General features: G+C 71.2%; 22 protein-coding genes, 1 tRNA gene and 1 pseudogene. 8 read left to right on the top strand and 16 right to left on the bottom strand.

The features are described 5' to 3' along the window. Window positions 1-11 precede the first annotated feature (11 nt). The 3 genes from OG293_RS41610 (at window position 12) to OG293_RS41600 (ending at window position 1,836) form a co-directional block, all read left to right on the top strand. Window positions 12-950, top strand: a complete 939-nt coding sequence (locus OG293_RS41610; RefSeq protein ID WP_331752138.1) for a nucleoside 2-deoxyribosyltransferase — start codon at window positions 12-14, stop codon at window positions 948-950. After that, window positions 947-1,444 (top strand): hypothetical protein, encoded by a 498-nt coding sequence (locus OG293_RS41605; RefSeq protein ID WP_406003896.1) that lies wholly within the window; start codon window positions 947-949, stop codon window positions 1,442-1,444. Before OG293_RS41610 ends, OG293_RS41605 begins: the two co-directional genes overlap by 4 nt. Window positions 1,445-1,530: 86 nt before the next feature. Continuing rightward, entirely contained in the window at window positions 1,531-1,836 is a 306-nt protein-coding gene (locus OG293_RS41600; protein ID WP_331752140.1) for a MazG nucleotide pyrophosphohydrolase domain-containing protein, read from the top strand. Window positions 1,837-2,074: 238 nt separating this feature from the next. Here the strand turns inward: OG293_RS41600 and OG293_RS41595 are convergent, their stop codons facing one another. Beyond that, window positions 2,075-3,001 carry a transposase family protein gene (locus OG293_RS41595; protein WP_406003897.1) on the bottom strand — a complete coding sequence of 309 codons (927 nt, stop codon included), beginning with the start codon at window positions 2,999-3,001 and terminating at the stop codon, window positions 2,075-2,077. A gap of 174 nt (window positions 3,002-3,175) precedes the next feature. Between OG293_RS41595 and OG293_RS41590 the strand changes: the two genes are divergently transcribed. Both OG293_RS41590 and OG293_RS41585 read left to right on the top strand, forming a co-directional pair. Then, on the top strand, window positions 3,176-3,439 hold the full coding sequence (locus tag OG293_RS41590; protein WP_331752142.1) for a hypothetical protein: 264 nt from the start codon (window positions 3,176-3,178) through the stop codon (window positions 3,437-3,439). Beyond that, the gene (locus tag OG293_RS41585) at window positions 3,436-3,801 is read left to right on the top strand and encodes a hypothetical protein (protein WP_331752144.1); all 366 of its coding nucleotides are present in this window, start codon (window positions 3,436-3,438) and stop codon (window positions 3,799-3,801) included. Before OG293_RS41590 ends, OG293_RS41585 begins: the two co-directional genes overlap by 4 nt. Window positions 3,802-3,833: 32 nt before the next feature. On the opposite strand, the gene OG293_RS41580 is transcribed toward OG293_RS41585, so the two are convergent. From OG293_RS41580 to OG293_RS41565, 4 genes and pseudogenes are all read right to left on the bottom strand, one after another. Further along, window positions 3,834-4,049: a hypothetical protein gene (locus tag OG293_RS41580; RefSeq protein WP_331752146.1), complete on the bottom strand. Its 216-nt coding sequence runs from the start codon at window positions 4,047-4,049 to the stop codon at window positions 3,834-3,836. Beyond that, window positions 4,046-4,336: a hypothetical protein gene (locus OG293_RS41575; RefSeq protein ID WP_331752148.1), complete on the bottom strand. Its 291-nt coding sequence runs from the start codon at window positions 4,334-4,336 to the stop codon at window positions 4,046-4,048. The genes OG293_RS41580 and OG293_RS41575 overlap by 4 nt, the downstream gene beginning before the upstream one ends. Before the next feature lie 145 nt (window positions 4,337-4,481). Next, a complete protein-coding gene (locus OG293_RS41570) occupies window positions 4,482-5,696 on the bottom strand; it encodes a hypothetical protein (RefSeq protein ID WP_331752531.1) in 1,215 nt (404 codons plus the stop codon). Then, window positions 5,693-9,459 (bottom strand): annotated as a pseudogene (locus OG293_RS41565) (SNF2-related protein). The gene OG293_RS41570 and the pseudogene OG293_RS41565 overlap by 4 nt, the downstream one beginning before the upstream one ends. Window positions 9,460-9,834: 375 nt before the next feature. Between OG293_RS41565 and OG293_RS41560 the strand changes: the two are divergent. Both OG293_RS41560 and OG293_RS41555 read left to right on the top strand, forming a co-directional pair. Then, window positions 9,835-10,467 carry a hypothetical protein gene (locus OG293_RS41560; RefSeq protein WP_212728862.1) on the top strand — a complete coding sequence of 211 codons (633 nt, stop codon included), beginning with the start codon at window positions 9,835-9,837 and terminating at the stop codon, window positions 10,465-10,467. A gap of 62 nt (window positions 10,468-10,529) precedes the next feature. After that, window positions 10,530-10,919, top strand: coding sequence for a hypothetical protein (locus OG293_RS41555; protein WP_200728139.1), 390 nt, complete (start codon window positions 10,530-10,532; stop codon window positions 10,917-10,919). Between the two features lie 61 nt (window positions 10,920-10,980). On the opposite strand, the gene OG293_RS41550 is transcribed toward OG293_RS41555, so the two are convergent. The 9 genes from OG293_RS41550 to OG293_RS41510 form a co-directional block, all read right to left on the bottom strand. Beyond that, a complete protein-coding gene (locus OG293_RS41550; protein WP_234374049.1) occupies window positions 10,981-11,124 on the bottom strand; it encodes a hypothetical protein in 144 nt (47 codons plus the stop codon). Window positions 11,125-11,407: 283 nt separating this feature from the next. Next, window positions 11,408-11,899, bottom strand: coding sequence for a hypothetical protein (locus OG293_RS41545; RefSeq protein WP_331752522.1), 492 nt, complete (start codon window positions 11,897-11,899; stop codon window positions 11,408-11,410). Window positions 11,900-11,934: 35 nt separating this feature from the next. After that, window positions 11,935-14,010, bottom strand: a complete 2,076-nt coding sequence (locus tag OG293_RS41540) for a hypothetical protein (protein WP_331752520.1) — start codon at window positions 14,008-14,010, stop codon at window positions 11,935-11,937. Window positions 14,011-14,326: 316 nt separating this feature from the next. Continuing rightward, window positions 14,327-14,911, bottom strand: coding sequence for a hypothetical protein (locus OG293_RS41535; RefSeq protein WP_406003935.1), 585 nt, complete (start codon window positions 14,909-14,911; stop codon window positions 14,327-14,329). Window positions 14,912-15,059: 148 nt separating this feature from the next. Then, window positions 15,060-16,751: a DUF4209 domain-containing protein gene (locus OG293_RS41530; protein ID WP_406003934.1), complete on the bottom strand. Its 1,692-nt coding sequence runs from the start codon at window positions 16,749-16,751 to the stop codon at window positions 15,060-15,062. 71 nt (window positions 16,752-16,822) lie between these two features. Further along, entirely contained in the window at window positions 16,823-18,067 is a 1,245-nt protein-coding gene (locus OG293_RS41525; RefSeq protein ID WP_331752514.1) for a hypothetical protein, read from the bottom strand. A gap of 348 nt (window positions 18,068-18,415) precedes the next feature. After that, window positions 18,416-19,981, bottom strand: coding sequence for a GIY-YIG nuclease family protein (locus OG293_RS41520; protein WP_331752513.1), 1,566 nt, complete (start codon window positions 19,979-19,981; stop codon window positions 18,416-18,418). Window positions 19,982-20,256: 275 nt separating this feature from the next. Continuing rightward, entirely contained in the window at window positions 20,257-20,682 is a 426-nt protein-coding gene (locus OG293_RS41515) for a DUF3592 domain-containing protein (RefSeq protein ID WP_190148877.1), read from the bottom strand. A 172-nt stretch (window positions 20,683-20,854) separates the two neighbouring features. Further along, entirely contained in the window at window positions 20,855-22,393 is a 1,539-nt protein-coding gene (locus OG293_RS41510; protein ID WP_331752508.1) for a serine/threonine-protein kinase, read from the bottom strand. A 478-nt stretch (window positions 22,394-22,871) separates the two neighbouring features. On the opposite strand from OG293_RS41510, the gene OG293_RS41505 reads away from it, so the two are divergent. Then, complete coding sequence (locus OG293_RS41505) at window positions 22,872-23,099, top strand: hypothetical protein (protein ID WP_406003933.1); 228 nt, start codon at window positions 22,872-22,874, stop codon at window positions 23,097-23,099. A 124-nt stretch (window positions 23,100-23,223) separates the two neighbouring features. On the opposite strand, the gene OG293_RS41500 is transcribed toward OG293_RS41505, so the two are convergent. Continuing rightward, window positions 23,224-23,297 (bottom strand) — tRNA-Met (locus OG293_RS41500). A gap of 55 nt (window positions 23,298-23,352) precedes the next feature. Then, window positions 23,353-23,556 carry a cold-shock protein gene (locus OG293_RS41495; protein WP_055714469.1) on the bottom strand — a complete coding sequence of 68 codons (204 nt, stop codon included), beginning with the start codon at window positions 23,554-23,556 and terminating at the stop codon, window positions 23,353-23,355. Between the last annotated feature and the right edge of the window lie 163 nt (window positions 23,557-23,719).

The raw sequence follows: 23,719 nt of genomic DNA, 5'->3' as shown, positions 1-23,719 counted from the left end.
GAGGCAGCCCGATGTACTACGTCGCCCACCGTCTCTTCGCCGCCCACGACCGCGCCCTCGCCGCTCAGCTGGCCCACCACCTTGCCCTCAAGATCGGCGAAGACCAGGTCTTCCTTCCCTTCTGCGACACAGACGAGGAAGACCTCGTCGCCGACGTCAAAGGGAGGCGGATCTTCGAACTCGACCGAGAGCGGCTCCGCAGCGTCCGTGCCTTCCTCGCCATCGTTCACGGACCCAGCCCGGACGACGGCGTGTGCATGGAGATCGGCTACGCCGCCGCCCTCGGTGCACCCGTCATCCTGCTGACCACTGACTTCCAGGACTACTCCGCCGCCCCCCACGGCCCGCGCACCGTCTTCCCCGACCCGCTATTGGACGCCCTCGCCACCCGCATCGTCCGCGTCCCCCTCCTCGGAACCGCCGTCCGGGGCCCAGCCACAAGCCGCTTCGCAGACTTCGCCGCCCGCAACCACGCCCAAGCCCAGTACGCAACCGAGGCATGCGTCGACGCCGCCCTCCAACTCCCCGCCCGACTCCCGACAATGTCCGTCCCCGCCCAAGACTCCAGCACCGTGTATGCCGAGCCATCCCCGTACACGGCAGCCCATTACGCCCTTCCCGGCCTGACCACGATCACGGGAGTCACCATCCTTGGCCCGACCCGCTTCGCGGCCGTCGAACCCATCACGGCCGCACGCCATGATTGGGACGCCGCTCTCAGCTCGGCGCGCATTGTCGTCGACGGCTCCGGCCCCGAGACCCCACCTGGCGCCGCCCTGCTGATCGGGGCGGCCTGTGCCACGGGCCGCCCGGTGGCCGCGTATCTGCCCCGCAGCACCTACACCCACGCCGTCGGCCGTGAGCCCAATCACCGCAATCTGATGGTCCAGTACGGCGTTGATGCCACACTCCGCAGCGCAGACGAGGTGACCGCGTGGATCAACGGGTGACCATTGACGAGATCGCCCAGCACCGCACCGTCGTACTCGAAGGCGGGGACGGCGTCGGCAAGACCACCCTCGCCGACCTTCTCGTCACCCAGAGTGGCTTCATCGCAGTGCACTCACCCCGCACGCCCGACCACCAGAACCTGACCCGCCGATACCGCGATCTTCTAGCCCGGCCGGGCCGGCTCGTCCTGGACCGCAGTTTCGTCAGCGAACTCGTCTACGGCCCCCTCTACCGCGACCGATCCCGCATCACATGGGACGAGGCCCTCGGCCTGGCCGGCCTCGTCACGGCCCGCGACGGCGTCTTCCTCCACCTCACCGCGCCCGCCGCTGTCGTACGCAGCCGTCTCATGGCCCGCGACGGCCAGGCTCCCGAACTGGAGGAGATCGCCGCACTTGGCGACGCTTATGAGCGCGTCTTCCGCGTCCTGACCGGCCATGTGTCCGCTTTTATGTACGCCGCCGAGCCGGAATCCCACCGCCCCACCGGCTGACTCCTGTCCCGTTCCCGCCTCCCCGGCACCTGGGCCTCGTTAGTGTTCCCCGAGAAGGCCGCACCGCACCGTCAAGGGGAACCGCCGTGAACATCACCGACGCCCAGAGGCTTGCCTGGAAGAACAAGCTCGACAAAGGGTTCAACACCTCCGACATCCCGCTGGAGTTCGGCCTGCTCACGGCCGAGGTTGGGGAGGCGTTCACGGCTTGGCGTAAGGGGTTGCCCGACCGCGGGGAAGAGCTCGCCGACGTATTCCTGTACTTGGTGGCGATCGCCGAGATGCAGGGCGTTGACCTCGGCGAAGAGGTCGCGCGGAAGATCGAGAAGAACGCACGACGCGAATACACCGCCGGCGCCAATGGCACACTCCTGCGCACCAGCCGAGAGTAGAAATCGGATGCAGGCGCTGGTCAGAAGGCCGTGCGCACCACGCTCCGGGGGTCTGCCGGCGCGGTCCGCCCCTCGTAGAGTCCCGCCCGTCCCGAGCGGCGCCACGGCCGGGCCAGACGGATCGCGACGTCGATGTCCGTGGTGACTCGCGTCAAATTGTCCTGCCGCTTCGCGGCTAACGACCTCACCCGCGATTGAGTTTGAGGCGTGTCGGCCTGGCGGTTCGGCTGATGGGTGATCAGCAGGCGGCGTCGTCGGCGAGGACGAGTGCGGTGCTGTGCTCGCGGCGGGTGGGCCGCTTGGCAGCACGGTCGGAGATCAGGGCGGCGATGGCCTGCTGGGTCTCGGGGAAGGTTTCGCGGCGTCCGGTGAACCGCCGCAGTGGGGCCCATTGGCGCAGTTCGGCGTTGGTGTGCTCGACGCAGATCCGGGCAGAGGACTGCCGTCGCCTCGCCTCGCGCCAGGCGTATTTGTCGCCGTCGCAGGCGTCTTCCTTCGGTTTCTTCGGCGGCGCAGTGACCTGGTGGGGGAACTCCTTGGCCAGGCCCTGGTAGCCGGAGTCGACTTTCGCCTTCACGCCGGGACGGGTCCTGAACTGCTCGGCGATGCCCTCGGTGCGTACTGCGGTCTGGTCGTGCATCCGGCCGGGCCGTTCCGCCCCGGAGTAGAGCAGGCGGCCCTGGCCGTCGCTGAACGTGGTGGTCTTGATGGTGTTCTGCCTGCGCTTGCCCGAGACGAATGCCCGGCGCCCGGGGCGGTCGGCCTTCGGACGGCGCACCTGGGTCTCCGCACCGTCGAGCCGCAGCTCGATATTCTCGGCGTCCGCGTAGGCGAACACGTCCTCCAAGGTGCGCAAGCGCAGGCCGGACCGGTCGGGGACCGCGAAGCCGCGGGCCGCGAGCACGGGCCTGATCTCCTGGATGGCCCGGCCGACCGTCGACGAGCCGACGTCGTAGACCACGGCGAGGGCATCCTGGGGCAGGCCGGTGCGCAGGTAGGCCAAAGTGATCACCAGCCTGTCGCGGAAGGCGAGTTCGTACTTCGGCCCCGCCCCGGCCTGCCGACGGCGGTCGTGCCCGCGCCGGTCATGGCGTTCGCCCTCGCACCGTGATTCCCACCGGGGTTCGACCTCGTCGAGCAACTCGCCGAAGTGTTGGCGGCTCACGCCGCAGAAGGCAGGATGAGACAAGGCCGCGCGGGCCCACTTCTTGATCACACTCGAAGAACCCGCGCGGCCCTCGTCATGTCACGGCCCCGCCCCGATCAATCGCGGGGGACCTCGTTAGAAAGCCTTTTCGTTTGCTAGTCGCTGATACCGCCAGCTAGCTATGGTGGCGGTATGGGAAAGCAGACGAACATCCGACTGGACGACGCCGTCAAGGCCGCTGCCGAGGACCGGGCCAAGCGCCGCGGCCTGAGCCTGCAGGGATACGTCGCCGATTTGATCAAGGCCGATGTGGACCAGACCCGTGCCGCCTTCATGGCCGGCGCCGCGACGTTCCTGGCCGGGTACGCGGACACGTTCGAGGCGGAGGTCGGCGAGGACCGCTACCCCGGCCTTCCGGAGGGGCTGATGGAGAGCGCGCCGAGGGACGCCGCGTGAATCTCCGCATCGACCTCGCCTGGATCTTGGCCGTGGCGCAGCAGATCCCGGGAGACCCCCAGGTCGTCGACTACGGCGTGCCGGTCGCGGCGGAAGCGCGTCATCGGGCGGAGGTCCTGGACCACGAGGTCTATCCCGAGCCTCATCACAAGGCCGCGGCGCTGCTGTGCGAGCTGGCGAGGAACCCCAGCCTGGAGGTGAGGAACCTCCTGTTCGCGGCCACGGTGACTGCGGCCTACCTCTCGGCGTGCGGCCTTCCGGTGAGTCCCGGCCTGGACACTGTTTTCCCCCTGGCCCGTGCGGCCCGGGACGGGCTCCCGGTGCGGGAGGTCGCGGCTCAGATCAAGACCTGGACGAGCTGACCAGCAGGCTCTTCCCGCAGTTGCGTGCCGGGTCAGGATTCCGGGCCGTCAACGAGCGTCGGCTGGTCATCCCTTGCGGTGAGGCGTTCCGCCAGACCCAGCAGAGCCATCACGGCGACGGAGCCCACCAGGATGGCCAGCCACCCCACCGTCCACGACGTGGTGCGAAGGCGGATCACGAGGGGCGTGAGGACCAGCATGACGACGACCGCGCCCGACATGAGCAACCAGTGGCCCTTCAAGGTCACTGCTCCGATGTGGTGTCCGGGCCGTGCACCGCGCGGCCGGCATGGGCGACGGGGAAGTCGGGGTGGTTGTTCCACCGGTCAGCCAACGCCGTGAGCGCGCTGAGGACGCGGGTGGCCTCAGTGGTCCTGCCCGTCTGGACTGCGGTGGCGTACTCCTGACTGAGCTCGTGGGCGTCGCGCCAGGACTGGATGTACGCGTCGTGCCCTTCGGGATGTTGTTCATCCCGGAGTTCGTCCTGGCGGTCGCGAACAAACTGGTACATCCGCACACCGGTCTGCAGATCCATCGCTCTTCTCCTCACCGGCGCCGCGAGCCTTCGGTCTTTCCGATTCTCCTCTACGCCTCGCACCGTCCCGTGGAACCGCCGTTCGCTGTGACCGATTTCGTCACCGGCTGGTAGTGGGGCCGCCCGCCGAGCGGAGCCTGGCGAGTCATCTCCTGGCCGGTCGTGCGGCGCGGGCGCGCCGAGCGGCGCGGAATACTTCGGCGGGATCGTCGCAGGCTCCGGGGGCGGGACGCCACTCATCGGCTCGCCAGAGCGTGAAGGGGTGCCACCGACCGTCGAGACCGGGCCGGATCTGGACGCCTGCGGTCGAGTCGGTGATCGCTCCGTCGGCGATGTCGATGATGCCGAGGGTGACGGCGCGGGAGGCGCGGAGGGCCTCTGCGGCCTGTTCCAGGGTGCTCGGCGGGATCGTGGCTGCGGCGAGGGTGGCATGGGCGCCGGCCGGGCCGCCGTGACGGTAGCCGATCATCATGGCGCGCAGCGTGGTTTCGGTGAGACCGGTGGCGTCGGCGGCGGCGGGTAGCCGGTCGATGCCGTGAGGGCTGGCGAGGATTCGCACGGTGTCGGCGAGGTCGTCGTGGGGTGGGTCCGGGATGGCGGTCAGGAGCGCTCGGGCGCGGTTGGCGGCGTCCTGGGTCATCCAGGCCAGGTCTTGGGCGCGGGGCCCGGGGATGGGCGGGTCGTCGAGGGTGGTGGTGACCGGGACGATGGGATCGAGGTCGATGTCGGGCGGGGAGTGCGGTGGCCGGTGGGCTGCCAGGGAGTAGAGCTGGTCGGCGCGGACGGTTCCATCGGCGTCTGCCGGGAGGGTGCCGGGGTCGGTGTCGGCCATGAGGTCGCGGACGAGGGCGGCGAGGCTGCGGGCGGGCATGCCGCGGGCGCCGAGCAGGATGGAGGCCGTGACGGCGAGGCGTTCGGTGACGGCGTGGCCGAGGGCGGCGCTGTGGTCGCACACACGGCCCGCGTGGCCGGTGGGGCAGGAGCAGGAGAACGTGATCTCTTCTGCGTCCGGGACGATGGCGACGCCGCCTGCGTGTCCGGGGTCTGCGATCGCCGCGGGGACCCGGTGGGCGAGGAGGTCGGCGACGGCTTGGGGGTTGCCGGCCAGGCGGTCGGCGAGAGTGTCCCACTGGCTGTCGGTCAGTTCGGGCAGGAGCAGGACGGCTTGGTGGGTGGCCTTCTTCGCGGTGACGGCGGCGGCCAGGCGGCCGGGCTGTGCGTGAATCTGGGCGACGGCGCCGTTGCGGTGGAGGTTGAGGCCCTTGCCGTAGGAGCCGGAGCCGTTGGTCGCCAGGTGGAAGGCTTGTTTCCAGGCGGCGACGAGGGGGGCCATGTTGCGGGTGTTGCCGGAGCCGGTCATCGGGTCCCCAGGGCGACGAGCGCGTTGAGTTCGGTGTCGTCGAGGTCGGCGAGGGCGCTCTCGCCGGAGGTGAGGACCGCGTCGGTAAGGGCGCGTTTGCGGGCGAGGAGGTCGTTGATGTGGTCTTCCACGGTGCCCTCGGTGATCAGGTGGTGGACCTGGACGGTGCGGCGCTGGCCGATGCGGTGGGCGCGGTCGGTCGCCTGGTCTTCGACGGCCGGGTTCCAGGGCCGGTCGTAGTGAACGACGTGCTCGGCCCGGGTGAGGGTCAGTCCGGTGCCGGCGGCCTTGACGGACAGGATGAACACCGGCGCGGGGTCCGGGTCGTTCTGGAAGGCGTCGACGAGGTCCTGGCGGCGCGCTGGGGGCGTCCCGCCGTGGAGGAAGCGGACGGAGCGGCCGCGGGCGCGGAGGTGGTGCTCGAGGATCCGGCCCATCTGTACATACCCAGTGAAGATCAGGGAGGCTTCGCCGCGCTCGGCCAGGGTGGGCATGAGGTCGTCCAGGGCTGCCAGCTTGCCCGAGCGGAGGGAGAGGCCGGCCGGGTCGGCGTCGTCCAGCGGCTCCTTGAGATACAGGCTGGGGGTGTTGCAGATCTGGCGCAGGGCCTGGAGCAGCTTGAGGACCAGGCCGCGGCGCTGGATTCCGGTGCTGGTGGCGATCTTGTCCATGGTGTCGCGGACCGATGCCTCGTACAGGCCGATCTGTTCTTCGGTGAGGGCGACGATGCGGTGGTGGTGCACTTTGCCGGGCAGTTCGGGGGCGATGCCGGGGTCCGTCTTGCGCCGTCGCAGCATGAACGGGCCGACGAGCCGAGCGAGTTGGGCTGCGGCGGGTGAGGCGGAGTCCTTCTCGACGGCGCCGTAGCGGGTGCGGAAGGCTTTGCGGGTGCCGAAGAGGGAGGGGTTGGTCCAGTCGAGGATGGCCCACAGCTCGGTGATGTTGTTCTCCACCGGGGTGCCGGTGACCGCGATCCGGCCGCGGGCGGGCACGGTGCGCAGTGCCTTGGCGGTGGCGGAGGTGGGGTTCTTGATGTGCTGGGCCTCGTCCGCGACGACCAGGCCCCACGCGGCGGCGGCGAGGGATGTGGTGTCACGGCGGACGGTGCCGTAGGTGGTGATGACGACCGTGTTGGGGTCGAGGGCGTCGCGGTCGAGGGTTCGGTCGGCGCCGTGGTAGCGCACGACCGTGGTGGAGGGCGCGAAGCGGGTGATCTCGCGCTCCCAGTTCGCGATCAGGGAGGCCGGGCAGACCACCAGCGTCGGGCCGGCGGCGCGGGTGGTCTCGACGCGGTTCAGGTGCAGGGCGATGGTCGTCAGGGTCTTGCCGAGGCCCATGTCGTCGGCGAGCAGCGTGCCGAAGCCCAGGTCGACCATGTTCGCGAGCCAGGTCAGGGCGCGCTGCTGGTAGTGGCGCAGCGTCGCTTTCAGGGCGGTCGGCGGGGGCACGGCCCGGGTCTCGTCGGGGGCGCCGCGCAGCGTGCCGACCAGGGTGGCCAGGGCGCCGGCGGGCCGGGCTTCGAGGGCTTCGCCGCGAGGGTGAGGGTGCCGGACAGGGCCGCGGTCAGCGCGTCGAGGGATGGCAGGGGTGCGAGGTCTCGGGCGCGGGCGCGGCGAGCGGTGTCGGCGTCGACCAGGAGCCAGCGGCCTCGTAGTTGGATCAGCGGCCACGCGGCGTCGGCCAGCGCGGTCATCTCCTGCTCGGTCAGCGGGTCACCGTCGAGGTTGATGTGCCAGCGGCAGTCCACCAGGCGTTCCAGTGCGAGGTATCCGCCACCCGTCGGGGACTCGTCCTCGTCGCCGGGGTCGTGGGTGCCGATGACGGCGGTGCCGGTGAGGGCGCCGAGGAGGGTGGGGGGCCACTGCACGGTGATGCCGGCCTCGGCGAGCGGGGCGGTGGCGTGGTCGTGGAGGCGGGCCAGGTCCTGGGCGGTCAGGGAGATGCGGTGGGGGCGTTCCTGGGCGGCGAGGTGCGCCAGGGGCGGGTAGTGGCGGGCGGCCCGGCGCAGCGCGCGGCGTACAGCGGGCAGGGCGGCGGGGGTGAGCTCGGCTTGGCTGTGCGGTGCCCCGTCCCAGACCGTGATCGCTGCAACGGTGTCGTCCTGGTCGGGGGCGGCGAGGTGCAGGACGGCAGGTGCGGACGGGATGGTGCCCGCGGTGTCGGGTTCCTTGATGCGCAGCACCAGGCGCGGGGTGGGGTGGGGATCGACGGTGTCCTCGATCGCGTCCGCCCACCTCCACAACTCGGGTGTCGCCTCGGCGTCCTGGCCGGCGGGCCCGGTGTGGGGGCCGGATCCCAGGAGGGTGGGGGTGCCGGGGGTGCGGAGCATGGTGTCGGCGACGGCGTCGAGCAGGGGCCACACCGCGTGTTCGGGGGACGGGACGCGGATGGGGTTGGTGCCGGCGAGGAGGCAGTGTCCTTCGGGGGCCATCAGCGCGGCGACGTCGGTGACGGCGGTGCGCAGGGCTTCGGTAATCGGGCCGATGCGCCAGCAGCCCTGGCCTTGGTCGGTGAGGGCCGGGTGGACGCGCTGCTGCGCCACGCACGTGAGGGCCAGGCGCAGAGGGTGGCGCCATCCGGTGACCGAGGCGTGCTCTCCCTGGCGGGGATCGAGGATCAGGGGGAGGGCGAGTCGGAGCGGGACAGCCATGCCGGTCACGGTGGCGCGGCGCGGCATGATGCCGCCGGTCCCGGCCAGGACGAGGTCGCGGGTGACCGGCTGAAGGGGCGCCGGCAGTAGTTCGAGGTCGGGGAGCGGTGCGCCGTCGGGCCGGAAGATCATCCAGGTGCTGTGGGCGGGGTGGCGGGCGGGCAGCAGGGTGAGCGCCGCGCCGTCGGCGAGGGCCTGCTCGAGGACGTGGTGCGCGCGGAACAACTCGGCTGCGCTGGCGGGAACGGCGGGGGGTGGCTCTTGTGTACGGGCGAGGCCGAGCGGCGGAAGCAGCGCCGGGGCGGTGGACGGGGTGGGAGGCTCGGGCGTGGGAGCTGCGGGGACCTCGGCGGCCAGTGCTTGCTGAAGCATTTCCAGGAGGCTGTTGGCCGCGGCCGCGCGGGCGCTCTGTTTGCTCGATCCCTCACCTGTCGCGGCGAGCTTCTGCCCGCGGTGGACGGCGGTGACCGTGGCGGTGAAGGCGGAAGCGGCCCCCGTGACCCGGAAGTCGGGTGTCGTGGTGTGCCCGGCCTGGGCGAACTCGTGAAGGACCGAGATGGGGCTGCGGCCCGCAGCGGGTGCCGAGCCGGCGCGAGGCGCCGGGGCTGGCGGCGGGACGGCGGGGCCGACGGATGCGCCCCATGCCTTCGCGGCACGGTCGGCGAGCGGGTCGGGAAGGCCGGCGAGCGCCGCGATGAGCGTGGTCATGGCCTGCTGCCGGGCGCCCTTGCGGGTGCGGGAGCGCTGAATGCTGCCGCTGATCTGCTGGTCGTCGACCGTGAGCGTGGCCTGCGCGTGAAAGCCGTCCTGGCTCCCGGCGTCCTGGCCCTCGCGGACGGTCGCCGCCGGCAGCCGGAGCAGCTGGGCGTGCATGGAGATGATGCTCGGCGCCAGTTCCGGGCTGGCGGTGACTGTGGTGAGCGCTGCACGGCGAACCGCCGCCCAGACCTCCGAGCCGGGGGTCTCCAGGAGCAGCACCCGCAGGTCGGATACCTCCAGGCGGCCCTGAGTGAGCCGGCGCGCCGCTTCGGCGGCCGCCGCCGCGGCAACGGTTGGCGCGGCATCGCGCGCGATGCCGCGCTTCAGCGCTGCGCGGAAGGCGTCGGTACTCATCGAGGAGGTGCCGTCGGCACGGGGTGCGGTGCGTGAGGCGGGGATGCCGGGTCCGGACGTACGAGCGGCCAGCGCTGCGGGGCTGATGGGCTGCAGGCGGTCGATGGACAAAGAGCACTCCCCCAGTAACCGGACGCCGTCGAGACCGCCCCCATTGTCACCTGCGGGTGCGTCAGCTCGGTGCCATACACACGCCAGGCAGCCTCGTCCGCCACCGTCCGAGGAGGCGGTCAAGGCCACACGCGCGTTGCGTATTCATATTTCAAGATGTACTTTGGTCGTATCGAGCCGGGCTCTCCGGCTTCTTTCCCTTCCTCCTCCACCGCATCAGCGCGGCCGTACTCGGCTACGGCTGCACGGAAAGGCGCGTTTGCCATGTCCAGGAAGCCCCGCGACTTCACGTTCTCCGCTCCCCTCGTTTCGGCGGACGATCCACACGCCAACACCATCGCCGCCGCCATCGTGGCGATCGAGGCCCAGTGCGGTGAACAGGAGGGGTGGAACCGTCCCTCCCGCCTCTTCACGCTGCGGCTGCTGCCCGGCGATCGGGTGGAGACGGCTCTGTATCCCGAGGCCATCTGGAACCCCGGCGGCGTCAACCCCGCTGATGCCTTGAGTGGGTTGAGCAGCTCGCTGCCGCCCGTCCCGGACCTTCTCCTGCCCGCCGACGCGGCTCAGGCGCCCGTCTGCGCGGTCGGGTTCATGTTTGAGGGCTGGATGCGCGACACGACCGTCCCGCTGCCCCCGGCGGTGGAGCGGCTCCGGCAGACGGGCATGCGGGTGAACCATCTGCTGCCCAATCGGCGGGAAGTCCGGCTCGTGCACGCCGTCGATCTCAACCAGCGCACCTTCCACGTGAAGCGTCAGCGGGGTGGAGAGGCGGACGTACGGGTCGCCGGTGGGCGGGACGACGCGGCGGGGCCGGAAGGAACCGTCTCCGTCGCACTGGCCCGCATCATGCACGCCATGCGCAACGGCGAACAGGTCATTCCCGGTCGGCCCGCCTGATCATCACCCGTCCCGGCCGCGGGACAACCCTCCCGGCGGCCGGGCCCCACCCAAGGAGTGCCATGCACCCGTTCCCCATGCTGTTCCGCTTCATCGCGAGCGGCGCCACGCCCGCGAACGCCTTCGCCCTCTACGCCGCCGCAGACCGAGAACTCCCGGTCGACCTGTTCTCGCCCCGCGCGGACCTGACGAAGGTGGACCGCGTCACCGTCGTACGCGAACGCGCCGCGCTGCACGCCGTCGCGGCGGGCTACTTCAACGCCTCCCACGACCCATCGTCGCCCTCCGACGGAGAACCCCTGAACGAAGACGACGCCGAGTGGCTGGCCGACCGCCTGATCGAGGATGACGCCCCGTGCGTCCGGCTGGGCGGCGCCGGAGCGCTACTGCTCGATGCCGCCGGACCCGAGCCGAGCTGGCTCTTCTTCGGCTGGAGCACCCGGGCCGAGTGACCCGGCCTTCGTAGCCCGGTGTCGTGGAGATCCACGGCACCGGGCCACCCTCGCGTTGTGGTCACTGCGAGTCGTCGTCGACGCCTTCCAGTGCAGGGGGCGCCTGCCATTTCAGGGTGTCCAACGGCCGCGGCAGGCGCTGGCCCGAGCCGGGCACGGGCGTCATCACGGCGGATGCCTCGTCGCTGAACAAGGCGACGGGCATGCCCGAAGTGTGAGCGGGCGCGGGTGCTGCCGCGCCTGATGTCTTCATGGTGGTCATCTGCTCCCCCTGATGCGTCGCGGGCCCTGCCCGCTCCAAGGCCGGCACACGGGCCGGCTGCGAAAGCGTACCCAGATTCGAATCTACGGTCCGAGAGGATTTCCCTGGGCCGCGCCCGCAGGCCAGGCTCTCTTCGCTGCTGATCGGCTGCAAGTCGGCGCTCCGCCCCGCAAGCTCCCGTTCGCCTTCTCACCTTCCGGATCCGCCGCGCCGGGGCCCGCTGCTCTCACCGCTCGCCCGCCGCCACGCGGACAGCGCCCGAGTACGGCAAGACCGGCCGCAGCGGCCGCCGCATCTCGTACAACCGGCCTGTCCCGGCCCGGCCGGTGCCCGAGGCCGACCCGGCGCTCTTGCCGACGACGTGGGTCATCTCGTCCAGGAGCAGCACGGACGGCTTGAGCGGCGCCAAGACGACGTCCACGGCCGGCCCTCGATCGCGGACCGCTCGCGCCAGTTGGTGGAGCTCTTCGTGGCCGCGATGGTCGGCCCGAAGCTGGTCCTCGTCCATGAACACGGCCATCCGGCCTTCCGTGGTGTCCGCGAACGGTCCGAACGTCTGCTCGGCGGCGGCTGGCCCGAGTTCGCGGCATTCGACGGTGTGCAGGGCGCGCCTCAGCACGGCCGCGAGCTGGTAAGCATCGGCGTCAGCCGGCAGCGGCGTCTTCCCGCGCCCCAGGGGGCCTATGAACATGGCCAGGTCCGGCAGTTGCTCACTCATCGTGGGGCTCTCCTTCTTCCAAGGGTCGACGGGGATCAGATCTGGTCGAGGTGGCGTTCGTACCAGGCGGTCAGGTGGGCGGGGTCCTGGGGCATCGTCTTGATCAGGCGGAGGAGTCCTTCGCGGACGGGGCGGACCTCCGTGCAGGCCAGGGCGGAAAGGTCGGTGGTGCGCAGGGCTGCGAAGCCGGCTACGTGGCGCTCTTCGACAGTGCGCGCGCCGGCGAGGCTGTCGGCTGCGGCGAGGTAGCGGGTGACGAACGGGTCGAGCGCTGCGCGGTGGGCGGCGAGGTGGCGGAGGTAGGTGGGGCTGTCGACCGCGGCGGTGTTGGCGGCTTCGCCGTGGTGGGGTGAGGGGAGCTCGAACCAGTCGCTGATGAGAGCGGTGAGGGTGGCCGGGTGGTCGGGCGGGGTGTCGGAGTGAGGATCGGTGCGCCAGTGGCCGTCGGTTGCTCCCTGGGTGAGGCCGACGCGGTCGTGGAGGCGGCCGAGGACGCTGGCGAGGGTGAAGAACCCCAGGACGTGATCGGCTCCGGCGATGACGGACCGGATCGTGGGCTCGACCGCGGCCGACTCCGTACTGGGCAGCAGGAGGCGCTGCTTGCGGTGCTCGCGCTGGAAGGGCAGGCAGACCGCCGCTTCGATCGCGGCGTGTTCGGCCAGCAGGACGGCGGCGCTCTGTGAGGGGGCGGCCTCGCGTTCCCATTCCATGGTGTCGTCCTCGTCGGCGAGGTCGCTCAGGCCGAGTGCTTCCAGGCTGACGCGGTAGACGCCGGTGGTGCTGGTGGTCAGGGTCAGGGTGCCGTCGCGGTCGGGCAGCTGCTGCCTGTGCTGAAGCGTGCCGTCGGCCTCATTGGGGTTCCAGTCCAGACGACTGGTGGGGCGGGTCGCGGCGGCGAGCGCCCAGTCGAGCAGGTGGAGGAGTTCTTCCTGGCCGGCGTTGACGAGGTCGGTGCGCGAGGTGTCGGAGGATCGGCTGGAGTAGTGCCTGCCGAGGCGCTGGAGTGCGTCCTCGGGGAGGTCGGTGACTTTCTCGGCGCCGGGCGGGAGGCAGGGGTCGGTGCCGTGGACGGTGCCTTGGGGATAGGTGCGGCAGCTGCCTGCCCAGCCACCGGAGGCGTAGACGCTGGCGTGGGCGGGGTCGGCGAGGACGTGGGTGGCGACGTCGAGAACGTGCTCGGCGGCCTGGACAAGGACGGGGGCGGTGCTCAGGCCGGTGAGGTGGCACAGGGCGCGGGCGGCGCGGTGGTCGGCGGCGCTGGAGGGGGCGTGGGCGGGTTCGATCTCGGTGAGGAGGTCGAGCACAGCAGTGCGCGGGTCCCTCGGGCCTGGGGCGGGTATCGAGCCGGCGGGCCACAGCGCCAGGGGCAGGGACCGAGAGGTCCACAACGGCAGGACGGTGGGGGTGGCCTCGCACGCCTCGATCAGGTGGAGGTCGCCGTGGTGGCGGGTGGTGAACAGGTGGACGTGACCGCTCCCGCGGGTGAGGGCGTCGACGAGCCGGATCCGGCGCAAGGTGGCGCTGAGGTGGTCGCAGGCGCCGGCGAGTTCGGCGTCCTCGGTGGCGGTGTGCTCGGCCCCGCCGGGGAGCTGGGGGATCCAGTGCGGCATGAGGCTGCTCTGGTCGGCGTTCCGGCGTCCGAGGGCAGCACGCCAGTCGCTCTCGCTGATTTCGGCGAGGAGCATCTTCGTTCCGGGCAAGGTCAGGATGATCCCGTCTCGCCGGCCGGCCCAGCGCAGTCCTGCGACGCCGCTCCCGCCCTGCCGGTAGGCGAGGGCGTCGATCCACCGATCTATCTGGGAGGGCGCGATCCTCACCACCAGTTCGTCGGTGCGGGGGGTGAGACTGCGGATGCCGAACGGGCCGCCGGTGAGTATGGGGCGGTGGCGGCCGTAGGCGGTGATGAGTGCCTGGAAGACCCGTGCCTCGCCTCGGGCCTGTCCGGGGGTGGGCGTCGAGATGAGGTGCTGGGCGTCCGTGAGCTCGGCTCGGGCGGTCTCCTCGGGCTCACCCGTGGCCATCTGGCGCAGGGCGACCGGGTCAAGGACCGTGTCGGTCGTGCGAAGGCCCCACTGCTGTCGGGGCGTGTACGGGGTGAGGGTGTCAGGCACGTGCAACTCCCGCTGTGAGGTCCGCTGTCACCTGCTACAGGTGTGCGGACGACGCGCGGTGTGACAGTCGGAGCAAACGAGTTTCCAAGCTCGTTCGGACGCTGGGCGAAGTGTTCGCGCACTGGGCGTTGAGCGAGTCCCATCGCAGGCTGCCGGCTTGCCTTCGTCTCACCGACGATTGCGTACGCCGTCCAGGGGGTTGTCGCCTCTCGCTCCTGACCGCGGAAGAGCCCGGGCAGGGTCGGCCAGAACGCCGACCCTGTGTAGTTCTCCGCGCCTCTCACGGACCGGTGCCCATGCCGCGCAGCTCCGGCTCTCAGCTGAAGATGTCGAGGACGTCCAGCCAGGAGCCGTCGTCGGCGGAGCGGGGCCGCATCGCGCGCGGCTCCGGGTAGGTGGCTGCTGCAGCTCGAGCACGGACGACCTCCGGCCCGCCGCACGCCTCGACCGCGAAGGCGCCGAAAACCTTGGCGAAGGCGGCGGGGTCGCGAAACTCCACGCCGAACGCCCGGCCGTCTTGGAGCGGAACCCACACCACCCGGTCGAACCGTATCCACTCCAGCACCGGCTGGTCGTCCGCAGTCGACCGCCCTTCCAGCCACAGCCGCGCCACGTGCAGCAGGTTCACCTGCTCCATCGCCAGCCGCTTGCGCCGCACACGCAGTTCACGCGTCGTCAACGTGATCAGCTGGTCCTTCTTCGGATACCAGACGACGCCGATCCCGAACGGCACCCACAGCAGGACCCCGATCATCGGCCAGACCAGAGCGTCGCCCCACGATCGGAACAGCCCCCCGTCCACCAGGTACAGGGCCCCGAAGACCACAACCCACTTCGCCGTCATCCGCCAGAACCCAGTGCCCTGCCGGTACAGGACCCGCCGCTTCCCCGTCATCGTCATGACCGCACGCTAACCGCCACCCTGCACTTCCCGACAAAGCCGGCTGTCCGCCGAAAGGCCCTGGGACTTCAGTGGGACTGCTCAGCCTTCACCGCGACAGGACCCGAAGGCGGTGACGTCCCCCGTTGGGTTCAGCCTTGCTGGACGCTCAGGGAGCGGGCGGAGCGAGGGTTCGATGCCCGTGGGCGTAGCTGAGCAGGTACAGCGCCGCCTGGAGGATGAGCGCGACGCGGTGCTTGGGCGGGGTGTCGATCAGGCCGTGGCAGACCTCGTTGCGCAGGTTCATGCCGCGGTCGGGGTCGACGAGGAGCAGCTCCAGGGCGCGGCTCCAGTCCGCGGGATACCCGGCGGCCGGCATGCTGCGGAGGAGTCCTCCCAGCTGGTCGACGGTCCCGGGGGACGGGCCCTTGGCCACGGACAAGATCGAGACTTGCCAGCGCAGGAGCTGTCTGAGGATCTGCTCTACCTGAGGCAGGGCGATGCATACCGCTGCGTCGAACTCCCCCAGCCAGAAGTACCGGAAGGCGTAGGCCAGAGTTCGGGCGCGCGCCTCCGGCAAGACGGCGTCATGGGCGAGGGCGCCGATCAGCTCGGGCTCGTCCGGATCGAAGCGCTCGTGGATGTGGTCGAGCTGATGGGCGGCGAGGTGCCCGAGGAAGTCCATCGCGAGGACCTGCAGTCCGACGAGGTGGTCGTCGTCGGCGTCGACGGGCGGAGCGACCTGGACGGGTCCGGCGGTGTTGATGCGCGTGCGCGGGAGCCGGAGCAGACCGTCCAGGAGGCCCACGTCGTCGGGGTGCTCGCGCATCGCCGGATGGGCGTCTTGCGCGGTTCGCCACAGTGCGTCTCGCAGGCTTGGGGCGGCGTCGACGTGCGCCCGGGCCCCGGCGAAGAGTCCTGGCGGGGGGATGAGCAGGCGAGGGATTCGAGTCCATCCCAGGGAGTCCGGATCGGTCTGTTGCAGGGCCATCTCGGCACGCACCCTCAGCTCGGGCAGACCTCGATCCCGCGCGATGGTCGCGGCCTGGGTCAGCAGGTTGTGGCGACGGAACCCCGTGTCGGCATCGGCGGCGTCGAGGAGGGCGCTGACGATCTCGGTGTCGATGCCGACTCGGCGGAACTCGGACGCCTCTTCCCGTATCAGCTTGAGAAAGCCGACGCGGGCGTGCACATCGCCGGCGTACCGACGGGCGGCGCGTTCTGCGAAGTCGGTGATGTCGTAGCGCTGGACACGCAGCCCCTCCAGGAGGTCGGCCATGATCGCCGTCTCGTCCTCGGGGGCGGCAAGGACGCGCTCGGCCAGGGCGACCGTGTCGTCGGTGACGCGCTTGCACAGGTCGGTCTGGTTATAGGTCCGGGCGAGGTCTCCGGCCCAGCGCAGACACTCGGTCGCACTCACCAGGCCGGGGAAGCGCTTGCGGGCGGCGAGCAGAAGCGGCACCGCGTCCAGGTACCCGGCGGCCGCGCCCCGGATGCGGTCGACCTTGCGACCGTGTCCTGCGACGAGCAGAAGGTGATGGAGGCGTCCCCGGACAAAAGAGTTGGTCACGGCCTCGGCGTACGCGCTCCAGGTCTCCATCTGGTCGGCGGCGACGTCGGACAGGCTCGCAGGCCACGCCCTGAGCGGCTGGCCAAGGACGATACCGGTGAACGTCTGCGCCCTGCCGGTCCCGGCGGGTCGGAGTCGCAGCGCGGCGAGTAGCGCATCGCGCTGCTGCTCGGCGGCCGCGTTCGTGCCGGTGTCCGCGGCCGCGAGGACGGCGGCGACGTCCTCGCAGGAAGCGGCGTTCGTCGCCGCTTCCGTGAGCACGTCGAGCACACACGGTTCTACTTGCGGCATGGGTACCTCGCTTCCTCCGTCGCCAGTATCGGTACGACTTCGGACCGGGCCCACTGCTTTTCCGGAGTTCGTCAACGCTCACGCCGTCGGCGCAGCATGCGGAGGGTGTCTGCCCATCGGCGTTGCCGGGGCACGCGGGGCGCGGGGGGCAGCTGTGGGGGCGGGGGAATCGTGGGCGGGGCCACAGGTGGCGGTGGGAAGGCGGTCGGCGCGATGTTCGCGGACGAGGCGACGGACGGAGTCACGTTCCCGCGCGGGGGTGCCTCGGCATCGTGCTGGTCGGCCGGCTGCGGAAGGTGTGGGGCGGTGTGCTGGTCTGTCTCAGCCTCGGTGGCGGGGGCTTCGGCCGTCGGGATCGGCGCGGCGGGCTGAGGAGTGGGCGGGGCGTGCCGCTCGGCGTACACCTCGCGGGCTCGCCGGTCGCGCCAGCGGTGCCGGCCCTCCTGGGCGGCATACAGCTCGTCCATGACCTTGTGCGCGTCGGCGGGGTGGAAGACCGCCCGGGTGCGGGTCAGCGAGGAAAGGGCGATCGGGACCAGGCCCCAGCAGTCCGCGGTGGGGGCCGGACGGGGCTTGCTGATCCGCCAGTCGTCCCGGGGGTCCTTGTGGCGCGGCCATTTCGGCCAGGCCGTCCAGTCCTGCTCGGGGCGGGCGGGGTGCCGGAAGGCGTGGTAGCCGTAGGGCACCAGCACGAGCTTCCCGTCGAGCCAGTACACATGGCCGCCGGCGTCGAGGATGGCCAGCTGCTGCTCGGTGGGGGCGACACGCTGGTGCTCGACGTCCCGTCCGCTCAGGCGGACCTTGTGGCTGGGGAGTTGGCCGAATTGGCCAGGGTCGCGGCGCAGGAACCAGACGTGTGCGGCTCCGGCGTGGTGCTCGCGTACCGCGAGGATGCGTCGGCGGACGGCCTGAGGGCTGGGCAGCGTGCCGGGGCGTTCGATGACAACGGCGGTGTCGCCGCACTGTGCGATGACGACCGGCGGGAGTCCGATCGGGTCGCGAGGGTCGTCTCCGGGGGAGGCGAGGGTGCAGCCGGTGATGCCGGGCAGGGCGCGAATCTGGTGGCTCAGCTGGATGACGACCTGGTCGTCCGCGTCGATCTGCGCTTCCCGTTCTGCCAGTCGGCACGGACCTCCCTCCTGGTGGGAGAAGTGCGGCGTGACCTTCGCTTCGGGCCGGGCGCCCCTGAGGATCAGTGGATCCGCGCAGGCTCTGCACAGGTACCGTCCGCCCGCCAGGCCGATCGGCAGCCCCTCCACGCCCAGATCGACATAGATCGGCCGCTTGGTCTCGGTGTCCCACGCGCTTGCACCCATGCCGTGATCATGACGGGCGCTACGGCTGTCCGGCCAGACCTTCTCCCGCCACACGGGCGCCCGGTGCCTGAACGACCAGCACGACGGGAAACAGCTTGCCCCCGTGGCCCGCCTGACGGGAGCTTCGCCGCCGAGAGCCGGCCACGCTGCGACAGGCCGGCCTGGGGGCACCCGGCCAGCTGACCGACGAGGCGGCCGTCGTCGCCTTGACGTTCACCAAGGCGCTGGAGGCGCCGAGCAGGCCGCCGTGGCAGTCCTTGCCGTCCAGGGCGCGGCGTAGCCCATTCCCTCACCACTCCCCCATCGCCGCCGCCGAGGTCGGCTCGCTCCCCCGGCCCAGGTGTGCGGCTAGAACAGGGTCAACGGCTGAGGAGGGGTTGGTGCGGTCTGGTGTTCTCGGATCGCGTCCCGAAGCTCCGCGGCGGTGACGCGGGCGGCGTCGAACGTCTCGGTCCAGCCGTTGGGCAACTGGGCGGCGGTGAGGAAGACGCCGTGCCCGGCGGCGCGCAGGCGCCGCAGGATCGTCTGTTCGACGGACAGGGCGTCGTCGCCGGTGGGCACGTGGTGCTCGTAGTACAGGGTCCAACCAAGGCGGCGGTGCTGGCCGATGCGGTCGTTGCGCTGACGAGCGCCGGCGACGCCGATCTTGACGGCGCCGTGCTGTACGTGGGTGACGACGTAGACGCGGGCGGGCGCGGCACGGTCGAAGCCGAAGCGGGCGCAGTACTTGCATCCGCGGCCGCTGCGGATCTTGGACAAGGTGGGAGTCGAGGTGCGGCCGCAGGTGGTGCAGCGGCAGCGCCAGGGCGTCATGGACGTGGTGTAGGGCTCCAGGGGCTCGAGACCGGCCTCGCGCATGGAGGCGGCGGCGCGCTCGGGGTCTTCCCGTCGTGCGGCGGCGGAGCGGAGGTCGGCGCAGCGCCGGCATCCGCTCTGGCCGGCGAGGACGGATCCGAAGGTCGGTGAGGTGATGGTGCCGCAGCCGTGGCACAGGCACCGCCAGGGGTACTTGACCCCGTGGTACGGCTCCTGGGGTTCGAATCCGTGCTCGCGCATCTCGGCGACGGCCAGGTCCTCGTCATGGCGCTGTGCTGCACCGTTGGCCCGGTCGGCGCACCGCTTGCAGCCAGGACGCCGGCTCCGGCCGGTCAGGGAACCCAGGCGCGGGGAGACGATGGACCCGCACGTGATGCAGCGGCTCTTCCACGCGAACTCCGTGCCGGGGTACGGCTCCAGCGGCTCCAGGCCCGCCGCCCGCATCACCGCGGCCGCGGTCTCGGCGTCGTGGCGCATCGACTCGTTGGCCTTGCGCCGGCCGCAGGGGTAGCAGCCGCCCTGCCCCTGACGGATGGAGCCCAGCGTGGGGGCCCCTGGCGCTCCGCACGCCCGACATCGGACCGGCCAGGGCGTGTCCACTCCCGGGTACGGGCCGAGGGGGTCCAGGCCCGCGGCCCGCATGTCGGCCGCCGCAACGTCGGGGTCGACCGGCGCGTTCGGTGCGCACCACCGGCAGGGCCCGGCACCGGAGTTGATCCGGACATAGGTGGGTGTGACCTCGCGTCCGCATGCGCGGTGACGGCACCGCCACTTCCGGTCGCTGCCGCCGGGGTACGGCTCGAGCGGCTCCAGCCCGGCCGCCCGCATCACCGCGGCTGCGGCCTCGGGTTCGATCCGGGCGTGTCCGGAGCAGTAGACGCAGCCGCGCTGTCCCTTGGTGATGTTGCTCAGGCGGGGGGTGACCTCCCGCCCGCACGCCGTATGGCGGCACCGCCACGGGGCGGAGCTGCCGCGGTAGGGCTCCAGCGGCTCCAGGCCGGCCGCGCGCATGATCTCTTCCGCCTGTCGCGGATCCTTCCGCGGTCGGCCGCTGCCTGCCAAGTCCAACTCCCCGCTCTCCAGGGTGAGCGGGGTCATGCCTCGCTGTTCGGCGCAGCATAGGGGTGGCCACTGACATCGACTCTGATCGTCGCCTTGCCGCTGGTGGGTTGCGGTGTCCGTCTTCCGCTGGGTGGCCCGGCGGCTTCATTCAGTTCGCGGCCGAGCAGCACGGTGACGGTCCGGGGCGCCGGGGACCTGTTGAGGGCCGCCGGTGGGCGGTGCGTTCGGCGCGGTCATCAGACAGGGGAAAGGTCCGGCACGACAGTGGGCCCGCCCGCCTGAACCACTGGGTGCGCAACATCTCACGGCGGTCAAAGAGTGCTCAGCAGGACGAGGAGAACCGTCAATGTGCCTGTTGTGAGCACCGTGCCTACCACGGTGAACACCATGTACAACGAAGTCGAGTCCCAGCCGCGGATCTCGAAGCGGCGGGGATCGTTCTCGTCGTAGAGGACGAAGACCGAGTTGCCGACGCCGTAGCCGTTGAGGACCTTGCCTCGGCCGAACGTGGAGGAGTACGTGCACTCGCTGCCGTCCCGGGTCGTCCAGGCTACGACCGGGTGGTGGTACTTGGCTCCGTCGTCGTCTCGCCTGGTGTCGTGGCGGACGACTCGCCCTACGGCGGTGATGCCCGTGCGGCGAAGCGCGCTGGCGCGGCGGAGTCCGTACACGCCGGCACAGAGAAAGCTCACGCCGATCACCAGCGGTATGAGCGTGAAGAGCCATTCGCGGTTCATGTCGTGTCCGACGCGTGCGTGGCGGCATCGGTTGCCCGAGGCACGAGTGCGGTTCGCCCCGGTGACCTGCGGACCCGTACGTATCGACGGTCGTGGCGCCGTATTCGGGCGGTAGGGCGGCGCTGGGAGGTGCACGCCGATGGCGGCACGGTCTGGTCGGTTCGTCGGGGCGCTAGGGCATCCGGGGCTGGGCGGGGAGGGGGCCGGGGCGGTGTCGGTGCGTGACCTGGCCGGTGGGAGTCGGCCGAGCAAGGCTGGAGGGGGAGCGGCCCGGGGTGAGCATCGCCGTGAGCAGTGCTGTGGCCGGCCACAGCACGACGCCGACAGCGGTGAGGGCAAGTCCCGAGAGGCCGGCGTGGTGGCCGGTGAGCAGGACGACGGCGGTGTGGAGGATGCCGGCGGTCGTGGCGAGATCGGCGTGCCAGGCACTCCGGTGAAGGCTGTGCTCGACCAGGCGGCGCACGCCGCTGGCGAAGGCGAGCAGGGCGGGGCCACCGAGGACTGCGATGGCCAGGGCGTTCGCCCACAGGCCGGGGGCGTTGACCAGGACGGCGAGCGCCATGCCGCCGGTCAGGAGCAGGGTGGTCAGCAGGCAGGCCGTGGTGATCCTCAGCTGCTCGGGGTGCGGCGACTGGGGCGGGTCGAGAAGGTAGAGGGCGGCGAGGAGCAGCCCAGCGAGAGTGCCGAGGTCGGCCGTCCAGGCGGTCGGCAGTGTGGTGGTGAGTGAGAGTTCGCCGGCGATGGCGGCGGCGGTGACGGCGCCCGCGACCACGGCGGGGAGCCGGGTGCCGGGTTCGCGGCCTTCGGCGGCCCGGTCGATGGTGGTGGCGACCCGCGTGGGCGGCTGCGGGTTCGGGACTGCGGTGGGTGCGTCGGCGAAGGCGGCCAGTGCGGTGTGCAGCTGGGTGAGGCGTGCGCGGGTGTCGGCCGCGGTGGGCCGGCGGTCGGGGTTCTTGTCGAGGAGCTCCAGGACCAGCTGTTCGAGCTCGCGGGGGACGCCGGGGCGCAGGGCGGACAGCGGGGTCGGCGCGTCGTTCAGGTGCTGGTTGAGGACCTGCCATCCCGTGCCGGTGAAGGGGACGCTGCCGGCGAGAAGTTCGTGGAGGAGGCAGCCGAGCGAGTAGAGGTCACTGGGCGCGCCCAGGGTGGTGTCTCCGCGGGCCTGCTCGGGCGACATGTAGGCGGGGGTTCCGATGGCGACGCCGGTCACGGTCAGGGTGTGATGGGTGGCTTCGGCCAGGCGCGCGATGCCGAAGTCGCACAGGTACGCGGTGTCCGACCGGTCGATGAGGATGTTGGACGGCTTGAGGTCGCGGTGGACGATGCCGGACTGATGGGCGGCCTCCAGGGCCTGGCTGATCTGGATCGCCCAGGTCAGGGCATCAGTCAGGGAGAGTGGACTGCCGGTCAGTGTGTTCAGCGGGCGGCCGTCGACAAGGTCCATGGCCAGAAAGAAGATGCGGCGGCCGTCGAGGTCGGCGGCGCCGTGGTCGTGGACGGCGACGACGTGCGGGTGGGACAGGCGCGCGGCCACGTGTGCCTCCCGGCGAAAGGCCGCCTCACGTACCGCGTCCCCCTCCCCCACCGGGATGATCTTGAGGGCGACGTCGTGAAGGTGGTGGAGGTCCTCGGCTCGCCAGACCGTGCCCATGCCTCCGCTGCCGATGGCCTCCTTCAGCCTGTACCGGCCGGCGACCGTCGTGCCGCGCATCAAATCCTCCAGCCCTGCGTATCCGGGCGATGGAGCCGGCCGGCTCCAGGCGCACCGCGGGCGAGGGCGTGCCCGCGGTGCGGCGGAGCATACGAAAACGCCTTGCCCGGGGCTGGGCGGAGCGATGCCGACAGCGGGACTGCGGCCCACACTCCAGTGGGTGTCTTTGCAGGTCAGCGGCATGTGAATGTGGTTGTACGGGCTGCGCGGCGGGCTGCGCCGGTGCTACCGGACGGCGGTGGCCCCAGGTGCTGTCATCGGGTTCCGGGGGAATCCTTCGGATATGGACGACAGATGCGCGTGGTGTGGCGCCGGGCTACCCGGCGGGCGGCGGCGCCGATACTGCCCTCGTCCGCGTTCCTGTCGGCAGGAGGCGTACCGGGAGCGGCGGCGGGCGGCAGCTGCCCTTCGGGCACGGATCGCTCTGCTGCAGATCTCGCGCGAGATCCGGGCCCGGTGCGAGGCCCTGGAACTGCTGGTGGCCGACGCGGTCGGCAACGAGCGGGCCGACGCAGGGCTGCACAGCACCGCGGCCGCGGACTTCCGACACCTGACCAGCGAGCTGGTGCGGTGCGCGGTGATCGCGGATCGGGAGGTGGGCGCCACCTGGGAGCAGATCGGGCGCCCGCACGGTCTGAGCGCGGACGCGGCCAGGGCCCGGTACGGCCGGGCCCGGCTCCTGTGGCCTCCGCCGAGGCCGGAGTGACGCCAGCCTGTGGAGAGGGGCCCGGCCAGCTGCGCCGGGAGGTGGCGAGGAGGTCGTTGGCGCCCTGGCGCGCGGTGCCCGGATACAACGACGGGCCCGGCTGCATGCCGGGCCCGTCGGTCAGTAGCGGGGACAGGATTTGAACCTGCGACCTCTGGGTTATGAGCCCAGCGAGCTACCGAGCTGCTCCACCCCGCGTCGGTGAGGCCACTCTACACAGTGATCTTCGCGGGCGGGGCTGCGCGTACGGCCGTCAGCTCCGGACGATGTTCTCGGCCTGGGGGCCCTTCTGTCCCTGGGTCACATCGAAGGTGACCGCGTCGCCCTCCGTCAGCTCGCGGTAGCCGCTGCCGGCGATGTTGGAGTAGTGGGCGAAGACGTCCGGGCCGCCGCCGTCCTGGGCGATGAAGCCGAAGCCCTTCTCCGAGTTGAACCACTTCACGGTGCCGCTGGCCATACTGCGTGTCCTTCGATCTTGCCGAGGAATCCCCGGCTGGTCTGGAGTCGAGCCCTCTGTAAACGGAGGGCACTCGGCGTCCGTTCTACCCCATCGGCGCCGCAACTATCCGGTCTCCACGCAGTGATCGTCTGACGGAGTGCGACCTGGTGAAGCCAGGTCG

The sequence above is a fragment of the Streptomyces sp. NBC_00829 genome, from assembly GCF_045161795.1.
GTDB lineage: Bacteria > Actinomycetota > Actinomycetes > Streptomycetales > Streptomycetaceae > Streptomyces.
Note: the sequence above shows the minus strand (reverse complement) of the source record. Positions and strands in the feature narration are given on the sequence as shown.

Coding starts and splice junctions, on each gene's coding strand:
- OG293_RS41515 (WP_190148877.1), bottom strand. CDS start 20,682: ATGAACCGCGAATGGCTCTTCACGCTCATACCGCTGGTGATCGGCGTG.
- OG293_RS41560 (WP_212728862.1), top strand. CDS start 9,835: ATGTCCAGGAAGCCCCGCGACTTCACGTTCTCCGCTCCCCTCGTTTCG.
- OG293_RS41545 (WP_331752522.1), bottom strand. CDS start 11,899: ATGAGTGAGCAACTGCCGGACCTGGCCATGTTCATAGGCCCCCTGGGG.
- OG293_RS41530 (WP_406003934.1), bottom strand. CDS start 16,751: ATGCCGCAAGTAGAACCGTGTGTGCTCGACGTGCTCACGGAAGCGGCG.
- OG293_RS41495 (WP_055714469.1), bottom strand. CDS start 23,556: ATGGCCAGCGGCACCGTGAAGTGGTTCAACTCGGAGAAGGGCTTCGGC.
- OG293_RS41610 (WP_331752138.1), top strand. CDS start 12: ATGTACTACGTCGCCCACCGTCTCTTCGCCGCCCACGACCGCGCCCTC.
- OG293_RS41570 (WP_331752531.1), bottom strand. CDS start 5,696: ATGACCGGCTCCGGCAACACCCGCAACATGGCCCCCCTCGTCGCCGCC.
- OG293_RS41575 (WP_331752148.1), bottom strand. CDS start 4,336: ATGGATCTGCAGACCGGTGTGCGGATGTACCAGTTTGTTCGCGACCGC.
- OG293_RS41550 (WP_234374049.1), bottom strand. CDS start 11,124: ATGCCCGTCGCCTTGTTCAGCGACGAGGCATCCGCCGTGATGACGCCC.
- OG293_RS41510 (WP_331752508.1), bottom strand. CDS start 22,393: ATGCGCGGCACGACGGTCGCCGGCCGGTACAGGCTGAAGGAGGCCATC.
- OG293_RS41535 (WP_406003935.1), bottom strand. CDS start 14,911: ATGACGATGACGGGGAAGCGGCGGGTCCTGTACCGGCAGGGCACTGGG.
- OG293_RS41520 (WP_331752513.1), bottom strand. CDS start 19,981: ATGACCCCGCTCACCCTGGAGAGCGGGGAGTTGGACTTGGCAGGCAGC.
- OG293_RS41555 (WP_200728139.1), top strand. CDS start 10,530: ATGCACCCGTTCCCCATGCTGTTCCGCTTCATCGCGAGCGGCGCCACG.
- OG293_RS41525 (WP_331752514.1), bottom strand. CDS start 18,067: ATGGGTGCAAGCGCGTGGGACACCGAGACCAAGCGGCCGATCTATGTC.
- OG293_RS41590 (WP_331752142.1), top strand. CDS start 3,176: ATGGGAAAGCAGACGAACATCCGACTGGACGACGCCGTCAAGGCCGCT.